General features: G+C 63.5%; 17 protein-coding genes and 1 pseudogene. 8 read left to right on the forward strand and 10 right to left on the reverse strand.

The annotated features are described in order from the left end of the window. Positions 1–129: 129 nt before the first annotated feature. Positions 130–219 (forward strand): annotated as a pseudogene (locus ACRWNM_RS20060) (DUF7340 domain-containing protein); the annotation flags it as partial. A 75-nt stretch (positions 220–294) separates the two neighbouring features. On the opposite strand, the gene ACRWNM_RS20065 reads toward ACRWNM_RS20060, so the two are convergent. From ACRWNM_RS20065 to ACRWNM_RS20095, 7 genes are all read right to left on the reverse strand, one after another. Continuing rightward, a complete protein-coding gene (locus tag ACRWNM_RS20065; protein ID WP_431969805.1) occupies positions 295–468 on the reverse strand; it encodes a hypothetical protein in 174 nt (57 codons plus the stop codon). Beyond that, positions 465–755 carry a hypothetical protein gene (locus tag ACRWNM_RS20070; protein WP_431969571.1) on the reverse strand — a complete coding sequence of 97 codons (291 nt, stop codon included), beginning with the start codon at positions 753–755 and terminating at the stop codon, positions 465–467. The genes ACRWNM_RS20065 and ACRWNM_RS20070 overlap by 4 nt, the downstream gene beginning before the upstream one ends. Positions 756–1023: 268 nt before the next feature. Then, positions 1024–1977, reverse strand: coding sequence for a nucleoside hydrolase (locus tag ACRWNM_RS20075; protein ID WP_431969572.1), 954 nt, complete (start codon positions 1975–1977; stop codon positions 1024–1026). A gap of 120 nt (positions 1978–2097) precedes the next feature. Then, the gene (locus ACRWNM_RS20080) at positions 2098–2658 is read right to left on the reverse strand and encodes an HIT family protein (RefSeq protein ID WP_431969573.1); all 561 of its coding nucleotides are present in this window, start codon (positions 2656–2658) and stop codon (positions 2098–2100) included. A gap of 69 nt (positions 2659–2727) precedes the next feature. Next, positions 2728–3165, reverse strand: coding sequence for a DUF4254 domain-containing protein (locus ACRWNM_RS20085; protein ID WP_431969574.1), 438 nt, complete (start codon positions 3163–3165; stop codon positions 2728–2730). Beyond that, positions 3165–3641, reverse strand: a complete 477-nt coding sequence (locus ACRWNM_RS20090; RefSeq protein WP_431969575.1) for a DUF4254 domain-containing protein — start codon at positions 3639–3641, stop codon at positions 3165–3167. The genes ACRWNM_RS20085 and ACRWNM_RS20090 overlap by 1 nt, the downstream gene beginning before the upstream one ends. Before the next feature lie 3 nt (positions 3642–3644). Then, positions 3645–4127, reverse strand: a complete 483-nt coding sequence (locus ACRWNM_RS20095) for a hypothetical protein (protein ID WP_431969576.1) — start codon at positions 4125–4127, stop codon at positions 3645–3647. 1535 nt (positions 4128–5662) lie between these two features. Between ACRWNM_RS20095 and ACRWNM_RS20100 the strand changes: the two genes are divergently transcribed. The 7 genes from ACRWNM_RS20100 to ACRWNM_RS20130 all read left to right on the forward strand — a co-directional run bounded on the left by ACRWNM_RS20100 (position 5663) and on the right by ACRWNM_RS20130 (position 12653). Further along, entirely contained in the window at positions 5663–6703 is a 1041-nt protein-coding gene (locus ACRWNM_RS20100) for a hypothetical protein (RefSeq protein ID WP_431969577.1), read from the forward strand. Further along, positions 6700–7347: a GDSL-type esterase/lipase family protein gene (locus tag ACRWNM_RS20105; protein WP_431969578.1), complete on the forward strand. Its 648-nt coding sequence runs from the start codon at positions 6700–6702 to the stop codon at positions 7345–7347. The genes ACRWNM_RS20100 and ACRWNM_RS20105 overlap by 4 nt, the downstream gene beginning before the upstream one ends. A gap of 684 nt (positions 7348–8031) precedes the next feature. Further along, positions 8032–9411 (forward strand): UDP-N-acetylmuramoyl-tripeptide--D-alanyl-D-alanine ligase, encoded by a 1380-nt coding sequence (locus ACRWNM_RS20110; protein WP_431969579.1) that lies wholly within the window; start codon positions 8032–8034, stop codon positions 9409–9411. Between the two features lie 19 nt (positions 9412–9430). After that, the gene (locus tag ACRWNM_RS20115; RefSeq protein ID WP_431969580.1) at positions 9431–10294 is read left to right on the forward strand and encodes a phosphotransferase enzyme family protein; all 864 of its coding nucleotides are present in this window, start codon (positions 9431–9433) and stop codon (positions 10292–10294) included. Between the two features lie 596 nt (positions 10295–10890). Beyond that, positions 10891–11313 carry a DUF4254 domain-containing protein gene (locus ACRWNM_RS20120; RefSeq protein ID WP_431969581.1) on the forward strand — a complete coding sequence of 141 codons (423 nt, stop codon included), beginning with the start codon at positions 10891–10893 and terminating at the stop codon, positions 11311–11313. Between the two features lie 339 nt (positions 11314–11652). Next, a complete protein-coding gene (locus ACRWNM_RS20125) occupies positions 11653–12051 on the forward strand; it encodes a hypothetical protein (protein WP_431969582.1) in 399 nt (132 codons plus the stop codon). Continuing rightward, positions 12048–12653 (forward strand): DUF3558 domain-containing protein, encoded by a 606-nt coding sequence (locus ACRWNM_RS20130; protein WP_431969583.1) that lies wholly within the window; start codon positions 12048–12050, stop codon positions 12651–12653. Before ACRWNM_RS20125 ends, ACRWNM_RS20130 begins: the two co-directional genes overlap by 4 nt. Positions 12654–12956: 303 nt before the next feature. On the opposite strand, the gene ACRWNM_RS20135 is transcribed toward ACRWNM_RS20130, so the two are convergent. From ACRWNM_RS20135 to ACRWNM_RS20145, 3 genes are all read right to left on the reverse strand, one after another. Next, on the reverse strand, positions 12957–13247 hold the full coding sequence (locus tag ACRWNM_RS20135; RefSeq protein ID WP_431969584.1) for a hypothetical protein: 291 nt from the start codon (positions 13245–13247) through the stop codon (positions 12957–12959). 263 nt (positions 13248–13510) lie between these two features. Continuing rightward, positions 13511–15964 (reverse strand): hypothetical protein, encoded by a 2454-nt coding sequence (locus tag ACRWNM_RS20140; protein WP_431969585.1) that lies wholly within the window; start codon positions 15962–15964, stop codon positions 13511–13513. After that, entirely contained in the window at positions 15964–16272 is a 309-nt protein-coding gene (locus ACRWNM_RS20145; RefSeq protein ID WP_431969586.1) for a hypothetical protein, read from the reverse strand. Before ACRWNM_RS20145 ends, ACRWNM_RS20140 begins: the two co-directional genes overlap by 1 nt. Positions 16273–16420 lie beyond the last annotated feature (148 nt).

A 16420-nucleotide genomic window follows, 5' to 3' on the forward strand; every position in this document is an offset into this window, starting at 1 on the left:
GTCGGCCGCACGGGGCGTGATCAGTAGGCTGAGCCGCGCCGCATAGTGCCGTGTCTCGCCGCCGCCTCGTTGCTGCCCCGGTGATTCTCGGATCCCACCAGTACCCGCACGCCGAGCCCACGCCGCACGGTGCACCTTCCCGACGCCTCCGGGGAGCCAGTTCGTCAAGCAGCCCTCCAGCTCACTGCCGAGGGCTGCATCTGTCAGTCCTGCCACACCGGATGGACACCTGCCCTGGAGGGGGCTGCCGGATTCCAGCGGCGGGTGTCCTGGAATGAACAGCCGGAGCCGGATCTAGCGGGGCGGATCCCGCCACAGCCATGGCGGCAGCGTGTACTGCTCGACCGCCTCGTCATCAGTCAGTTCCCCGTTGGGGCCGCGATATTCCGGCCTGTCGAGCATGATTGCCCGCAGCAGGCGCGCGAGCAACGTGCGGGTGCGGGCCAATACTGTTGGCTGCGAGGTCATTTGCCCTCCCCGCGCTGGGCGAGCCGCTGGTAATCGCGGAGCCTGTCGGCCAGCTGGACATCGAGTTCGCCGAACTCTGCCGCCGAAGACACGTCGGTGGCGGGCGGGTAGCCGTAGGCATCGTCGAGGGTGTCCAGAGCCCGGCCCTGGACCTGACATCGGGGTGGGCAGGCGTGATGCAGGCTCACTGCCGTGATCGCGGCGTCGGTGGTGAGTTCACCGGGATCGGTGAGGCAGTCGCCGAAGCCGGTCACCTCGTCGGGCTCTCGCGGGTGCCGGTGGGTCATGACACCACCTGCCCTACGCGGTCGTCTACGATTCGCCATCCACTCCATGGGCAGGGGCGGGCGTCCCAGGTCAGGTGTTCACGAATTCTGTTGTCGGCCACTGTGACCGACCCGCACAGCACGGCCGGGCATGCCACCGCAATCAGCCGGTCGGCGTCATCGAATCGCGCGCGTCCGCAATCGGCATACAGCCGCAGCCAGCTGGTCGCAGGCGGCAGCGCGGTGGCGGGGTCCGGGTGCGTGGGTGTGTTGAGCCAACGTCGCCAGTTCACGCGCGCACCGCCTCGTGCATCCAGTCGAGGAACCCGTCGTAGTCGACCTCGACGGACACCTCGATCGGTCGACCGTTGGGGTCGCGGTGCAGGCGGGCGTCGCGGCCGATGCGGATCGGTTCGCGGCCGAAGGTGACGAACGGCATTCCGAGGGCGGCGCTGAGGGTGAGCGGGTCGTGCATCCACGACCCGGGTCGGCGGGTGGACCACATGCGAAAGTGGGCCGCCAGCAGGCTCGCCCATGTCGGTGCGGTCGGTGCGGTCGGTGCGGACAGGCGGCGCACCAGCGCCCACTCGGGGGTGACGTGGATGAGTGGGGAGTTGGTGTGCTCGGACAGGACCAGCCGAGGCGCTGCCAGCATGCGCAGGGCGAGTCCCGCTGAGGTGGGGTCGGTGTGGAAGTTGTGCGAGGCGCGTGTCTGGTCGCGGTAGTGATCCAGCCATCCGCCCATCTGCGTCACCGTCAGACGCTCGGCCATGTCGGGGACATGGGAAAGGACGGCGTTGAGGTTGGACATCGGGCCCATCCCAACCCAGCGGATCGAGCCGGTCGCGGTCGTGCACAGTCGCGCGATGTCGTCGGTGAGCTGATCGATCCGGTCGTTGCGCTCCTCGCCCGTCGTGTCGGAATAGCGCGGGATTCCCGCACCATGATCGGCCAGGAACCGATGCTCGCCGCCGAGGTCGAGCCCGGCGATGACCGGGACATCGGTGCGGTCGAGCAGGTCCAACAGGTGGCGGGCCAACCGGGCTCGGCGTCCACGGGTCTCATCGGCGGTGACGACCGCGAGGTTGGTCACCGTGCGGGCCGCGATCACCACAGCCACCAAATCGTCAGGGTCGTAACCGATGTCGGTGTCCAGGATCACCAGAGCATCGGCCGAGTCGGTGTCAGACGGTGTGCGTTGTTCCGGTGGCTGAATACCGGGAATGTTCGTGTCATCGAACATGCGGTGCGTGCTCCATTTTCGCGCGATGTGTTCGGCCCAGCACAGGGGTGTGCCCGGTGGCTCAGTGCCCCATCCAGTGCCATGTGGAGTGAAATGTGTAGACAGCGAGCGGGTGTCGGGTTAACCGTTGGGGTGGCTGGTGGCCGAAGTCGTTCCGTCCCGGTGCCAGCTGTCGGGGTCGCAGTCCGGGAAGATCTGCCGGATTCCGCCGCGCGGGTCGGGCACGTCGTCGTGCCAGCGCGGGATGATGTGCAGGTGTAGGTGGGCGATGCTGCGCCCGGCGGCGGCACCGTCGTTGACGCCGATGGTGTAGCCGTCGGGGCGTAGGAGTTGCAGGTGTTCGCGCATGTCCTTGGCCAGGCGGTGCAGGTCGCGGACTTCGCGTGCGGTCAACTCGAAGAAGGACTCGACGTGCCGGAACGGGACGAGTTCGAGGTGGCCGGGGCTGGCGGGGAAGTTGTCCCAGCGGGCATATATCGACCTGCGGTGTTGAATCACCGTGTTCACCAGCGGGTCCGAAGGTCGGCAGAAGATACACGCGGAATCCGCCTGCTGCCGCCGCCCGCCCGGATAAGGGAGCCTTCGTCTCAGTTGCGTGAGAAGTGTTGGTGGAGAATTAGTTTGCCTGTTCATGCCATCAGCGGGTTGTGGCGTGCCGGGCACGCGGGTTGGGTCGGACATTGATCGTTGGCTCCGTTTCGGTGATGCGGGCACGGGGAGGGTCTATTCCCTGTGGCCCTGTGGCACTGCTCATGGGAAGGTCGTGGTCACGGGTAGTCGGCGGATGCCTTGGGCGAGTTCCTCGGCCAGGTCCTCATATCCGTCGGCGAGTTCTGCGAGGAAGTCGGTGGAGTCGTAGAACACCTCGTCGTGCGCGGCCGACAGCGCGGTATAGGTGAGGACGGTCAGCTGGGCGAGGCGGTCGATCACCTGTCCCATCGTGTGGGTATGCACTCGTGCCGCCGCGAACGGCACCGGCGTCACCATCCGCACCCAGCAATCGATGCTCGACATCAACCTCCCGCGATGCCCGTCGATGGCTTCCAGTTCGCAGATGGGGGTGTGCTCGCGAGTCCGATGCAGCACCGCCAGCTCGGCGGCGGCGTCGAGGATCGGGTCGTCTTCGATCGGCGGGAAGCCCCGGCAGGCGGCCAGGATCGCGTCCTTACTGGGAAGTCTCGACCCCATCAGTGATCGGCTCCCAGCGCGGGAAGCCGCCGCGCCCGCCGCATCACCTCGGTGGTCAGGTCGGTGTAGCCGTCGACCAACTCGGCCAGCCGATACCAGGCCGCATGCACCCGTGCATCGGCCGGATCGATCGTCATCAACAGGTGATACGCACGCACCTGCGCTTCGGCGAGCCGGTCGATCACCGTGCCGAGGGTTTCGGTGTGCAGCGTCGCGGCCGGATGCGGGTGTGGCAGATGCTCACCCACCCACACATCGACAGCGAGGATGAGTTCGGTTCTGCAGCAACGACACTCACGACCCGCACCGAGCAGCAGCCATTGCTGCATTCGCCCGAACTGACGCGCCAGCCGCGTCAGTGGGTGGCGCCCGAGGTGATGCCCGCGTATCGCCGACAACAACGCCTCCCCCGAAGGGAACAGCGTCTCCGGTGCCAGCCGGTCGCCGGTATCACTGGACTGGGGTGGGGTATCCATCGGTCAAACCCACGCCAAGGACATCCGTCGGCGTTCGAGCAGTCCACGAGCAGCGGAAATCAGCGTGGTACGCGCGGGAACCAGCTTCGCGTCCTGCGGCGGCGACACCCAAAACCACCCCGTCTGGTTATCGGTCATCGGAAGCCAGATCCGCTGACCGGACTCCAAGACCCGCACCCCGTGGTTCTCGAGGTCGGCAACCCGACGCGCGCGACCTGGCGAGAGCGGGCGGCCCCAGGCCGGGCCGACCAGGAACACCCACTCACGACGAGCCCGCGCATAACTCAGGATCGGCATCCCCTCGCTCCAGTCCTGCTCCTCCGCCAAGACCTCGCACACCTGCTTACCCAGCTCGGCAGGCATCGCCACCGCACCGAACCTGTCGTCGGCGACCAATGAAACCCGGTCGTGCGCGCACGACACCGCGAACCCCAACCGGCGATACACATACGCCACCTCAGTGACGGAATGGCAGCTCTCGAACATCACGGCTCCTTCCGGTGACGCCCACCAGACCCCGGCAGCGCCCGCAGAGGAGATATGGACGTCTGTCGCGACTCCGCCGCCGCGCGACGACCGCGTGCCGCGCCAGCACTGAACAACACGATCGTGCGAGCCCGAGCCAACGCCTGCTGATCGGTCACCTCGCAACCCCCAGCCACGAGGCAACGCGCGCGCCGAACCCACCTGCGGATGGTCGCGGGTTCAGCTCGTCGGAATGTCTCATGCGCGGGCCTCCCTGGTGACGCTTCCAACAACGAGGGGCGTCCGGCGGCTTTGCCACGGATTCCCCGAAAACGGGTTCTGGTTCAGATCGTGGCCCGCCAACAGCATTGGCAGGAACCGCACAGGGGTGGGGTGCCGTAGGCGTACCGTAGGTATTTCCCAGGTCAGGCACTGGAAGATAGGGGGCGGCGGTGATACGAGGGCGGGAATGGACCGGGTTCGAAGCTGCTGCGTTGCAAGAGGCAATGCGTGAGTCGATCCGAAAGTTCGCCGCACTGCTGGGCGTCGAGACGACCACAGCCAACAGTTGGCGCTCGGGCCTGAGCAGGTCAAACCCCGCGCTGTGACGCAAGCAATCCTCGACACGACCCACTCGACGTGCTGCTGAGGGCCGAAAGCATTGCGCCAGAGCACGTCCGGAACACGGATAGGGTGCAAGAGGTGGTCGGACAGAAGATGCGCAAAGCCAAACGCGGCCTCACGGCTGGCGATCTGGGCAAATGCGCTCAGCGTGTAGGTGTAATGGTGGCTTAGCTCGGGACAGATCCTGAGCAAGACTGCCATGATCGCACTGGCCCAAGCGGGGCAGGCAGCGCCTCACCACCCAAACACCTGCAGCCCGGCCGCCTACGAAGTATTGAATCCGTAAGACTTCCCGCGCGTCGAAGCTGGGCGCACCACTCGGGGGCGCGCGGGAGATGGGAGAGGAGTCCGGCCGCTGCAACCCGTGTCCGTGGGGCCGGACTCCTCTTTCCAAGCAGCTCGGATGTCGTTGCCCCGTTGGCCCATTCACACCTGGGCACTCTCGACCACCTCGCCTATCACTCGCGGGCCGGCGAGGGCCGAATGGGCGAGGCCAGCGGTGCCCACCGAGTCACGTTGTGCGTGCGGTGATTTACGTGGTGCACGGTTGCCATTGGTGCGCGCGATCGCGTACCGGTCAGGTAGTGTCGGGGTAACGCGCGTCATTACCAAGGTCAGGCGGCTAATGGTGAGGTAGAGGCATGGTCAGAGGGCGGGCATGGACCGGGTTCGAAGCGGCAGTTCTTCAAGAAGCGATGCGAAAGTCTGTCCGGGACTTCGCAGCCCTACTCGGGGTGGAATCCACCACGGTTACAAACTGGCGAGCGGGTCTGAGTTCAGTCAGGCCGCGCTCAAACACGCAGGCCATACTCGACACGACCTTTGATCTACGGGCTACGCCGGATGATAAGGCGCGATTCGAGCAGATCGTGTCCGAAGGAGAGGCGGCGTGGCGGAAAAGACACCGGCCACAAACTCGAAAACCAGCTGCGGTGATTAACGATCCCGGCGACTCAATTTCGGATAGCTCGGATAACGCCGGTCGCGAGGGCAATATGTTTCATTTGCGGCGGGTACTCATGGGATGCATTCCGAATACACCACCGGGCGCCAAGCCAGAGTTCACCTCCTCGGTAATGCACGTGTGGGATTTGTTCTTTTCGGCCCAGTTCAGCGAAATGGAGCGGACGCTCCCGACCGTTCTAGTGAGCGCATACAACGCCATTGAGGACAGTGGGGGCGAGTTACGACGGCAGGCCAGCATTTCACTGGCCCAATTATTGCATGCTTCATCCAATCTGTTGGGCTACGCGGGGCAGACGGACCTGGCATCGTTGGCACTTCTCCGCGCCGATATTCTTGCAGCGGAAAGCGGCGATGAACTGACCCGAGCCGCGATAAAAGGTTCGCAGTCATGGCTTTTGGCGAAAAATAGCATGTACGACGATGCGGCAGCATGCGCCGAAAATGCGGCTGCCGAAATAGAACCGCGTTTGTCCACGGCTACACCACGCCAGGTCGCCATCTGGGGCGAACTTCTGTGCTACGCGGCGTTCGCCGCCTCTCGATCGGGCGACTACCACGAAGCGCAAAGATATCTGCGTCTATGCGACGCAGCCGGGACGCAGTTGGATGACGAGTATGTAGGTAGGCCCGAGGTATCTAACGTGTTCGGTCGCACCTCGGCCGCTAGCTTTGGCGTTATCAATGAGACCGTGGCCAGTCGGCCGCGTGAAGCCCTGAAACTCGCGGCTGTTGTCAGTGGTGGTGGTGCTGGAATTCCGCCCACGCTGCAAAGCCGCAGGCTCATCAATGTTGCCCAAGCGCAGATCCACAATCGAGACGATGCGGAAGCTGTTGACACACTCCGCGACGCGTACTCGATGGCACCGGAATTCGTTGGCCACATTCCCCTTTTTCACACGCTGACCCATGAGCTGTTGACCCGCCACGGTCGACAACGACTGGACGGGCTTGTCGATGTTGTCAAATATCTCGGTGCATCCATCCAACCCGTAGGAATCCAACCTTGATTGTCAACCCCACCGCCTTTACTGTCCTCTGCTTTGGCGACTCCAACACCTTCGGACAGCCCGACGAAGGGCGCGGCCGGTGGCCAGCCGACGTGCGATGGACGGGGCGGCTACAACAACTCCTCGGTACTGGATACGCCATTATCGAGGAAGGTTTAGGTGGTCGCACCACCGACTTGAACGACCCCGATCGCGACGACCGTAACGGCCGTAAATACTTTCAACCATGCCTGCGCAGCCACTCACCCCTGGACATGGTGGTCATCATGCTTGGGAACAATGATCTAAAAACGAAATTTGGTCGAGAAATAGATGATGTCGCCACAGCACTTGAGGGCTACATAGACAACATCGAGCGCACAGCGTGGACCCGCACCGGCGGAGTTCCTGCGGTACTGCTGGTCAGCCCGATCCATCTTGATGCAAGCCAGCCTGCGTTTGCAGAGCAGAGTTCCGAATACGACGCCGACTCCGTGCGCAAATCGCGCGCACTTGGTGATGCCATACGCCGCGTCGCTGGCAGGCGCGGAGCTTTGTTCGTCGACGCAGCGACAGTCGCGCACCCGGGAATCGACGGCGTACACCTCAGTCATGAGTCACACGAACGGCTTTCAAAGTTGATCGCCCAGACTATCGCAGGCTGAGAACAGTTCGGCGAACGCTAACCGACGCGTCGGGCGTCCCCTGATGCGCTGGCCCGCACCGGTCGTTTCGGCGTGTATACGGGCTAGGAGATGAGCGGGGACACAGCGGACGGTGTCTGCGCCGGGCCGACTTTCTCATCGCCTGTTGCAGCGCGGAAGCTTCGACGCCGGTCCGTTCCCGCGCGCTCATATCATGCCGCGCCCTACTTTCCAGCGCCTGACCTGGGAAATGCCGACGGTACGCCTACGGTATGCCACCACTGTGCCGTTCCTGCCGATGCTGTTTGCGGGCCAAGATTTTCACCAGAACCCGTCTTCGGGGGAAGCCATGGCGAAGCCGCCGGACCGGCTTTCCCTCGTTGTTGGAAGTGTCATCTTGGAGGCCCGCGCAGAGACATCTCAACGAGCTGAACTCGCACCCGTCCGCGGCGGGGCGTAACCAGCCCGGCGACGAAGGCCAAACGGCCCGCGCCCGAGTGGTCTCCGCGCGCCGACCACCCGAGTAGCGCCACGACGTGGTGGCGCATCGATTGGCAATAGTTCGACCCCGTGCGGTCATCCGGTCGTTCGTCCCGGACCGACGGCGAGCATGATCGTGGCGCACAACTGATCTCGCCTCCCGCGCAGGGTCTCGCCCGGCTCTCGAGACTTCCAGTGGTAACTGAAATCGAAAGGTTGGAATCCATGATCCCCATGACCCTCGCCGAGGTCGCCCGCGCGGTTCGCGGTCGGCTCGACGGTGTCGATGATGCCCAGGTGACCGTCACCGCCCCGACTGCGTTCGATTCCCGCCAAGTCGAGCACGGCGGCCTGTTCGCCGCGCTGTCCGGCAACCGAGTCGACGGCCACGACTTCGCCACCGCCGCGATCGAGGCAGGCGCGATCGCGGTCCTCGCCTCGCGCCCGACCGGCACCCCAGCAGTCATCGTTGAGAACGTGGTGACCGCGATGAGCGATCTCGCCCACGCCGTAGCCACCAGCTACACCGGCCGGGTGCTGGCGATCACGGGGTCGGCGGGCAAGACTTCCACCAAGGACCTGCTCACTCAGATCCTGTCCCGCGAGGGCAGTGTCGTGGCCACCCAGCGGTCGTTCAACAACGAGATCGGGTTTCCGCACACCGTGATGCGGGTCCAGGCCGACACCGACTACCTCGTGCTGGAAATGGGTGCACGCGGACGCGGCCACATCGCCCACCTCACCGCCATCGCCCGCCCGCAGATCGGCGCGGTCCTGGGCATCGGCTCGGCCCACCTCGGCGAGTTCGGCAGCCGCGAGGCGATCGCGGTCGCCAAACGCGAACTCGTCGAAGCTCTCGACACTGCGGGTATCGCGGTCCTCAACGCCGACGACCCGCTGGTCTCGGCCATGGCAGGACACACCCGCGCCCAGGTCCTGCGATTCGGCACCGGCCCGGAGGGCGATGTGCGCGCCACCAACATCACCCTCGACGCCAGCGCCCGCGCGCAGTTCATCCTGCGCCACGGTGACGACGCCGCACAGGTCACCCTCGGCGTGGTGGGCGAGCACCATGTGACCAACGCCCTCGCCGCGGCTGCGCTGGCGTTGAGCGCCGGTGTCGGATTCGCCACCGTCGCCGAAGGACTCAACGGCGCGGCGCTGGTGTCGGGCAGCCGGATGGAGGTCACCGAACGCCCCGACGGGGTGACCGTGATCAACGACGCGTTCAACGCCTCACCGGAAAGCGTCGACGCCGCACTCCGGTCACTGGCCACCATCGCCGCCGCAACACGGCCCACCGTCGCGGTGCTCGGAGAGATGCGTGAACTCGGCACCACCGCACCGGCCCTGCACGCCAGGATCGGGCGTCGCGTCGCCGACCTCGGCATTGACACCCTGATCACCGTCGGCGGCCACCACGCCGAACTCATGGCCGCCGCCGCTCGCGAGGCGGGCTCCGCGCAGGTCACCCACGTCGAGACCAAGGACCAGGTGCTCGCGCTGATCAACGAGGGTCTGCGCGGGCGCGATGTCGTCCTGATCAAGGGCGCGAACTCCGCTGGCCTGTTCGAGACCGCCGCTGCCCTGGCCACCGGTCATTGACCCGAAGAAGCGAAACACCATGAGAAGCAAAGACATCGTGGCCCTGGCCCGAGCGGCCTGTACCCAGGCCGAGGTTCCCGCTGCCCGGATCGACCCGATCCGGTTGCGCGACAACGCCATGCTGCGCACCGACTCCGCCACCATCATCCGCGTGCACCAACGCGGGGAACTGGCCACTGCGGTCCGCGAGCTGCGCGCGGCGGACTGGCTGCGCTCTCACCACGTCCGCGCACCCGAACCCCTGGTCCCCGACCCGGTCGTGGTGGCCGAACGGCCGGTCACCTTCTGGGAAGACCTCGGATCCGGCGGGCCGGCAGAGGCCGCCGAAACCGGGACGATGCTCGCGCGGCTGCACTCACTGCGAGTACCCACCCACCTCGGGCTGCCGCGCTTCAGCATGCCCGACTTCACCGGCCGTATCGACCAATGCCTCACCGGCGACTCCGAGAAGGACTGGTTGCGTCACTACGCCGAAAACCTCGCGGAACGGTGGGACGCGCTGGATTGGCCGAGCCCGTGGTGCGTCATCCACGGCGACCCGTCACCGGCCAACACCATTGCCGCCGCAACCGGCGGTCACGTTGTGGACCTGGAACGCTGCTGCATCGGTCCACCGCAATGGGATCAGGCCACCGTCGCGTTCCAGTCCGACACCCTTTCGGACCCACCAGCACGGTGGGAGCAGTTCGCCGACGCCTACGGCTCCGACGTCACCGAGTGGCAGGGCTATCCGGTGATCCGCGATGTCCGCTCCTTCGAGCTGTGTCTGTTCGCACTACGCCATGCGGCCGTCTCCGACCACGCCCGCCGCCAGGCTGACTACCGGCTGGCCTGCCTGCACGGGCAACGGGGCGAACGGCCGTGGGGATGGGTCGCGCCCTGAAACGAGCAAACCGGGTCCGGTCCAAGTTGGAACCGGTCTCGGGTCCTCGAGACGACCACGCGGCACAACAGACCCACGCCCGCCCGCGCCGAGTTCGACACCGCGAATCGGCTGATCGCAGTGGCGTGCCCAGCGGTGCTGTACGGGTCGGTCTCCATGGCCGAGAACAGAATTCGTGAACACAAGGTTCGCAGAACGGGATCACCACCTCGCCGACTGGCTCCGCGAATATCACCGGCTCGCGGAGCGCGGAGGAAGCAAATGACCTCGCAGCCAACAACATTGGGGCGCACACGAAGGCTGCTCACACGCCTGCTTCAAGCCATCGTGCTCGACAGGCCGGAATACCGAGGCCCACGCGGCGAGTTCGCCGACGACGACGAGACCGCTCGGCACACGCTGCCCCCTAGTCTGTGGCCGGACGCTCCTGGGTGAGACCGACTCCAAAACCTAGTCCAGACCCCGAAAGCTGGCATCACAGCGCCGCAACGACGACTGGGCGGTACCCCTCGTTATCCGGTGTTATCTACCGCTCGACTCCATCGAGACAACCCTCGAGTCAGGAAACTATGCGAACGCCTTTGCCCTCGAAAGACATGGTCTTGAGCGCCTGCGCCGGGACCATCATCCTCGCCCACCCGATTCTGCATGCCGCTGAGCAGTTGGCCAGTCTGCACGAGGCACGAGACCGTTCAAACGCTGGCGTGCGCGACCGTGAGCGTGCGCGACTGGTGTCGCTGATCGATGAATGGGTGGCCGCCGAGAAGCCACCCGCCTTCGGTGCCGCGTACCTGCACTCCGAGACCGTCGGCATGATCATCGATCGCCTCGCCCAACTTTCCGTCGACGCCCGCGAGGCCGCCCAAGGGACGATCTCGGGGTCGGGGCTCCGTCATGCCCGGCATCGACTTACCGAACTTGCAAACGCCTACAGTGACCTCGCTTTCGAGATCGCGAGGGGAACTCGTCGACTGCCGGAGTTCTCACACCGACCGTTGCCAAATCCGCCATCGCAGTGACCGCCCAGCCTGGCCTGGACCGGGCTGGATGACGATGTCGCCGCTCAACGAGATCTCCGCCCCGCCGCCGATGGCGTAGCGATGCACCTGGGTGATGATCGGCACCCGGCATTCACGCATCGCGACGGCCACGCGCTGCATGCGTTCTAGCCTCGGTGCTGCTACGAACGAACAGAACCGTAGTGTCTGGTCCTGCCAGGCCGTATCCAGAATGGCTCGATGAGAGGTTGCCCAACAATCAGCCTCATCAGTGAGGCTCTGGGCGCATTGGTTCGAGCTACCGGTCCCGAACTGACTGGCTGATACCCTCGTTCAAGCACACTGGATTGGGGGTTCTCGATGGCACTAACCCAGCTCGACTACGGCGAAGCCGAGATCGCGGCATTCAACGAGGCGGCGCGCGCCGGGCTGATCCACTATGAGGAAGCGGCCGTCCGTGAAGCTGTCGGACTGTATGACGCAGCGATCCAATCTCTGCTGAAGGTGCAGGAACGAATACGAGCCGCGACCCAAGCCACAGGATTTGGGGGGTTTCAGTCAGGCAAAGAGCTCAACGATGGCTTCTCCAGGAAGGCCGAAGAGGGAATCGAGGTGATCAATCAACTCGTGCAGGGAGCGATGCGTCTGCAAGAGGCATACTTGCGTGCTGGAAACTTGATCACCGAGGCCGACCAGACGAATGCCGCCGCTATTCGATTCGCTACTCAGAACGCCGGATTGGATGACCCCCGCCCATGATCAGGAAACAGGCAGCGATTCAGATCGTTGCGGCCGTTCTGGCGCTCAGCGCTTGCGGAACCGACGCTTCCGTCAATCAGCCGACGACAACCGCAGCAACGCCGACAAGTCGGCCAAGCCTCGCTGTCTCGATATCGCCAGCGCCGACTCAAATAAATCGAGGCCGGCAACCAGTAACCTACGATCCATGCACTGAGATCGACGACGAGACAGTAGCTGAACTCGGGTACGATCCAAAGAGTCGCGAACGTGCGGACTTCATTTTCGAAACGTATTCATTTATTGGATGCAGATTCGCACGAAATGCCCAGGTCCGAAGCAAGCCAACAACGATAGGCTATCTGACTATATCGTCAACAAACATAGCTCTTGACGACTTCAAGATTCGGGACGGTGTCGAGTCAAAACAGATCACGATCAATGGACGCGATGCGCTCACCCGGGTTCAGCCGTCGGCCAGTGCATGCTATGTAACCGTCGGGAATACCGGTGGAGCCGTAGACATCTCCAAAACTGTGAGCGCAGTTTACTCGGACGAGCAGCCTTGCGAAGGTATTAATCGAATAGCCGAGACAATCGAATCCAAACTTCCTCAGCGTTAGTGGACGGAGCTGGACCAGCCCAGCCCTACAAGATATCTCCGCCGCCGGGATGCACGTGCGCCATTCAACCGTGCTGTCGAGCAACGATTCGCGGCGGTGAGCGGTCGCTGTCGCCGGTCGGGTCGATGGACCGGCATGGATCGAATCCAAGCCCGTCCAGTCCCCCAGCGGTAAGTCACGGCGAAGGCTCCAGCTCGTCCCGACATGCTGTTTGCGCTTCACATTCTGAAACCAAAAGGACCACTCACTTTCAGCTATCCGATGTCACCAATGTCACGCGCCCGAACAAATAGCAGCTTCGGACTACTTCCACGCTCCGGAGGAGCGGATCAGCTCGATGAGGAACTCGATACAAGCCTTGACCGCTTCGTCAGTTATCAAAATCGGGCCGCTTGGAGTGACCAAACCGTCGGCGTTTAAGGCCAAAGAGCCATGCCATCCATCTATTACAGCCCTAAACTGCCTTTCCGGGAGACTGATCCTCTCCCACACAGGCACCGAGAATCCCCGCACCACATTCCAGCCTGCGGGCTGAGCGACCGGCACGTCAGGGTCGAAATCCGGCAAACGTCGAAGCTCCGCTATCAGCGCCATGCCTTTGCCGCCGTCCGGTAGAGGGCGACTGACGACACAGTACGCTCTATCTCGGATCGGACGCTCGTCATCCTCGCCCTTAGATCGCGTAAGGTCGAGAGCGCCAAGGTTATCCCGGCCGAACGCAAGGACGCTGTCGCAGACGTCCTTTCCAGTCCGACTGGACTCGACTGGAGCCGGTACGCCTTCATCAGCGTTGCATCCGGCCACTAGAAGAACAACTCCGACGGCAGCCGCGGCGAGTCGTGCAGTATAAGGCGGCATCAGTTACCTCCGCCTGCTCCAGGCGTGTACTTGCCATCGAGGAAAGAATTCAACACGTCCTCGCCGGTAAAGAACTTATCCTCCGCCTGCTCTCCGTACGAAAGTGCAAAGGCATCATCGAAAAATGAAAATCCTCGGTCCTGGAATATCTCATTGGCCTGCGCTTGGCTACTAGCAGTAAGTGCCGTCCACGGCAACGGTCGTCCATCTTGCCCCAACAAACCGGGTGGCAGAGTACCGGTCGCCTGCCATTCGGCGGATAGGATTTGCGACTTCATGTTCTCGACTTGCGTGTTCCGGAGGTCTTCCCAGTTCTGGACCGCGACTGCTTTGTAGTCGGGTTCCTTGATGACGCTGTTTATTAGTGCATCAGCAGCTTCGCCGACGGCGATCGGGCCTGCAATCTCTCCTGCTGGCCCTAGACGTCTGAAGGGAATTGCTTCCTGGATAAGCTCGGATGCAATCTCGGCGCCCTTCATCTTGCTTTCGTATGAGGACGCCAAGCGGCCGTTCTCGTCAAGAATCCTCATGTGTTCCTGATAGAGCAGCGCGTTGTTCATTCCCGCGTCCACTCGCCCAGATAGCGTTCCGAGGTAGGTACCCACTTGCTGGTTGTAGCTCGAGTCGCCACTCAGCGCGTTGTTGATCATCTCCTGCTGCATCAGGTTCACTGCTGTCTGCAGACCGACGCGACCTTCTTCGCTTTGATTGGCAAGCATCAGCAGCCGGTCTGCCTCACTTGCCTGGAGCGTGACACGATCGGGTGCACCGGCTTCTGGAACGACATCGGTTATGGAGTACCCGTTCGGATTGTTGATATCTCCGAGCGCACCGAGGTTGCCTTGCAGCGCCTTGCTAAGCGCAGTCGCCAGTTCCGGGTTCTTCGCGAAGTTCTCGTTGTACTCCCGGAAGTCTTCCGTGAGCACGTTGTTCTCTTCTGGAGCAAGAAGCCCCGGCAGCTGCTCCAGCGCGGCACGTGCGCGGTCGGCCTGTAGTTCGTCCGTGCTGTGTGAGTCGGTGCCGATCCAGTCGAGCAACTGTGATGCGCCATGTCCCTGGTCGACGTTGCTCCAGTCGTTGCCGAGCAGGGCACTGACGGCCTTTTCGGGTTTGTAGTCGTCGGGCATGCCGTCCCCGGTCAGGATCTGGTACGCGGACTCCTCGTTGCGTCCGCCGACATCGACGAGACGCGCGGCGGTTGACTCGAACTGCTTTGAGACGTCACCAACGTACGGCACGCCCTTGAGGTCATCCTTGACATCCGACATCAGATACGCGGACTGCTCGATCATCTCGGTGCCCATCTTGGTCCCGGGCTGGTATCCCGGATTCGATTGACCGAGTAGATCCGATAGCGATGCGATCTCACCGAGGCGGGCTGATTCTGCTGGCTGCCGGTACGGCCGCGGGCCGTTCCGCGGATCTGCGTCGTCGTTCTCGGAGACTGGGAATCGTGTCTCGATCAGATCGCGTACCGGCTTGGGTACGTTCTCATAGCCACCGGGTGAGCGCAGTGTCCCGTCAGGGTTTCGGCCTGTTCCGATCTTCTCGTTCGATACCACAAGCAAGCCGTTGGCCAGCGCATCTCGCCGACCTGCGGCGAGTGGATTGCCGGGTTCTTCCTGTTTGCGTAGGTGCTCGTTCATCGCCAGAAGGCCGTCTTTACCAGCGTTCTGATAGAACTCGCGGTAGTAGTCCTGCACCGAGGCAGGCAATGTGGAGACCTCGCCGCCCTCAGCGAGAATCTTGAGATCGTTCTCACTGAGAATGCCCGCGGGTAGTTGACTGGCGATGCGATCCAGAACGGCTCTGTCGACAGTGCCATTCGGGTTGAGTGCGTCAGCGACGGCTTTACCGTCCTCGGCACCGAGCCTCCCGGCCTCACTGAAGTCGGTTGCCGGAGCGTCGATTCCGTTTGCCAGTTGATCACCACGGACACGGATCTCCTGCGAGGCCGCAGTGACGCTGGTCGCCGCCTCGCTGGCGGCGTTGACAAGGCTGTAGTAGGCCGCGTTGATCAGACCCTGGTGATGGTCGATCCTCTCCCTGACCTTTACGAGATCTTCCTCGCTGACGTTGCCTACGAAGACCAGGGTGCTCTCGACAACCCAGTTATCAGCGACCCGCAGTGTCAGTGGCGATGTCGTGTCTGCCTCGGCATCCGCGACCCTCCCGAGTAGCGCATTGCGCTCTACCGCGAGGCGAGCATCGGCCGCCCGCAGTGCCGTTGCGACATCGAGGATTTCTTGGGTAAGCCGTCGCCCCTGGTCGTGCTCTTCAGAGAATCGATCGGATGCGGCGTCTTTCGCCTTGCCGGACCAGGCGGTGTTGGTGAAGTGGACGAGCATGCGCCCCAGCTGGGCTTCATAGAGCTGGGTGGATTTCTCCAGCTCGCCGGCCCACTCCGACAGCTTCCCGAGCTGCCAGTCGTTGACCTGCGTGCGTGTCGGCATCAGAGCTCACCTCGAACCTGGAAGTCCATAGCCTTCAGGCGGAGTTCGAACTCCTCATCGGTCGTCTGGAAGACGGTGGTACTCAAGTTGACGATCGAGGAGAGTCGTTGCAGGCGTTCGGAAATCCGCATCCATGCGCCTTCGATGAACTCGCCCGATTGCACACATACCGGCCCGAGCGCACATCCGGGAAGAGCCTCCGGGATCTTGTTGCCATTGGTTCGGACATCGATCTTGTCGATCTCAGCCGCGACGCTGTCAACCGTGCTGACCAGCCAGCGCAGCTGCTGGATATCGGCTTCGAACATGATGCGCTTAATCCCCCTGAGGCGGTGCAAACTCCCGGCAGCGGGAGTGGCAGGCAACTGACGCCCGGGAGCAGCGGCTCGGGCTGCGGCCGATTCTGCCACACCGTCCACATTGGAGGCTTCCGGGTAGTGGACCAGTTGACCACCT

Origin of the sequence: Nocardia sp. bgisy134, assembly GCF_965341865.1 — a bacterium.
Taxonomy (GTDB): Bacteria; Actinomycetota; Actinomycetes; order Mycobacteriales; family Mycobacteriaceae; genus Nocardia.

Excerpts from the sequence above, each read along its gene's own strand:
- ACRWNM_RS20065 (WP_431969805.1), bottom strand. The coding sequence starts at position 468 with ATGACCTCGCAGCCAACAGTATTGGCCCGCACCCGCACGTTGCTCGCG.
- ACRWNM_RS20070 (WP_431969571.1), bottom strand. The coding sequence starts at position 755 with ATGACCCACCGGCACCCGCGAGAGCCCGACGAGGTGACCGGCTTCGGC.
- ACRWNM_RS20075 (WP_431969572.1), bottom strand. The coding sequence starts at position 1,977 with ATGTTCGATGACACGAACATTCCCGGTATTCAGCCACCGGAACAACGC.
- ACRWNM_RS20080 (WP_431969573.1), bottom strand. The coding sequence starts at position 2,658 with ATGTCCGACCCAACCCGCGTGCCCGGCACGCCACAACCCGCTGATGGC.
- ACRWNM_RS20085 (WP_431969574.1), bottom strand. The coding sequence starts at position 3,165 with ATGGGGTCGAGACTTCCCAGTAAGGACGCGATCCTGGCCGCCTGCCGG.
- ACRWNM_RS20090 (WP_431969575.1), bottom strand. The coding sequence starts at position 3,641 with ATGGATACCCCACCCCAGTCCAGTGATACCGGCGACCGGCTGGCACCG.
- ACRWNM_RS20095 (WP_431969576.1), bottom strand. The coding sequence starts at position 4,127 with ATGTTCGAGAGCTGCCATTCCGTCACTGAGGTGGCGTATGTGTATCGC.
- ACRWNM_RS20110 (WP_431969579.1), top strand. The coding sequence starts at position 8,032 with ATGATCCCCATGACCCTCGCCGAGGTCGCCCGCGCGGTTCGCGGTCGG.
- ACRWNM_RS20115 (WP_431969580.1), top strand. The coding sequence starts at position 9,431 with ATGAGAAGCAAAGACATCGTGGCCCTGGCCCGAGCGGCCTGTACCCAG.
- ACRWNM_RS20120 (WP_431969581.1), top strand. The coding sequence starts at position 10,891 with ATGGTCTTGAGCGCCTGCGCCGGGACCATCATCCTCGCCCACCCGATT.
- ACRWNM_RS20125 (WP_431969582.1), top strand. The coding sequence starts at position 11,653 with ATGGCACTAACCCAGCTCGACTACGGCGAAGCCGAGATCGCGGCATTC.
- ACRWNM_RS20130 (WP_431969583.1), top strand. The coding sequence starts at position 12,048 with ATGATCAGGAAACAGGCAGCGATTCAGATCGTTGCGGCCGTTCTGGCG.
- ACRWNM_RS20135 (WP_431969584.1), bottom strand. The coding sequence starts at position 13,247 with ATGGCGCTGATAGCGGAGCTTCGACGTTTGCCGGATTTCGACCCTGAC.
- ACRWNM_RS20140 (WP_431969585.1), bottom strand. The coding sequence starts at position 15,964 with ATGCCGACACGCACGCAGGTCAACGACTGGCAGCTCGGGAAGCTGTCG.
- ACRWNM_RS20145 (WP_431969586.1), bottom strand. The coding sequence starts at position 16,272 with ATGTTCGAAGCCGATATCCAGCAGCTGCGCTGGCTGGTCAGCACGGTT.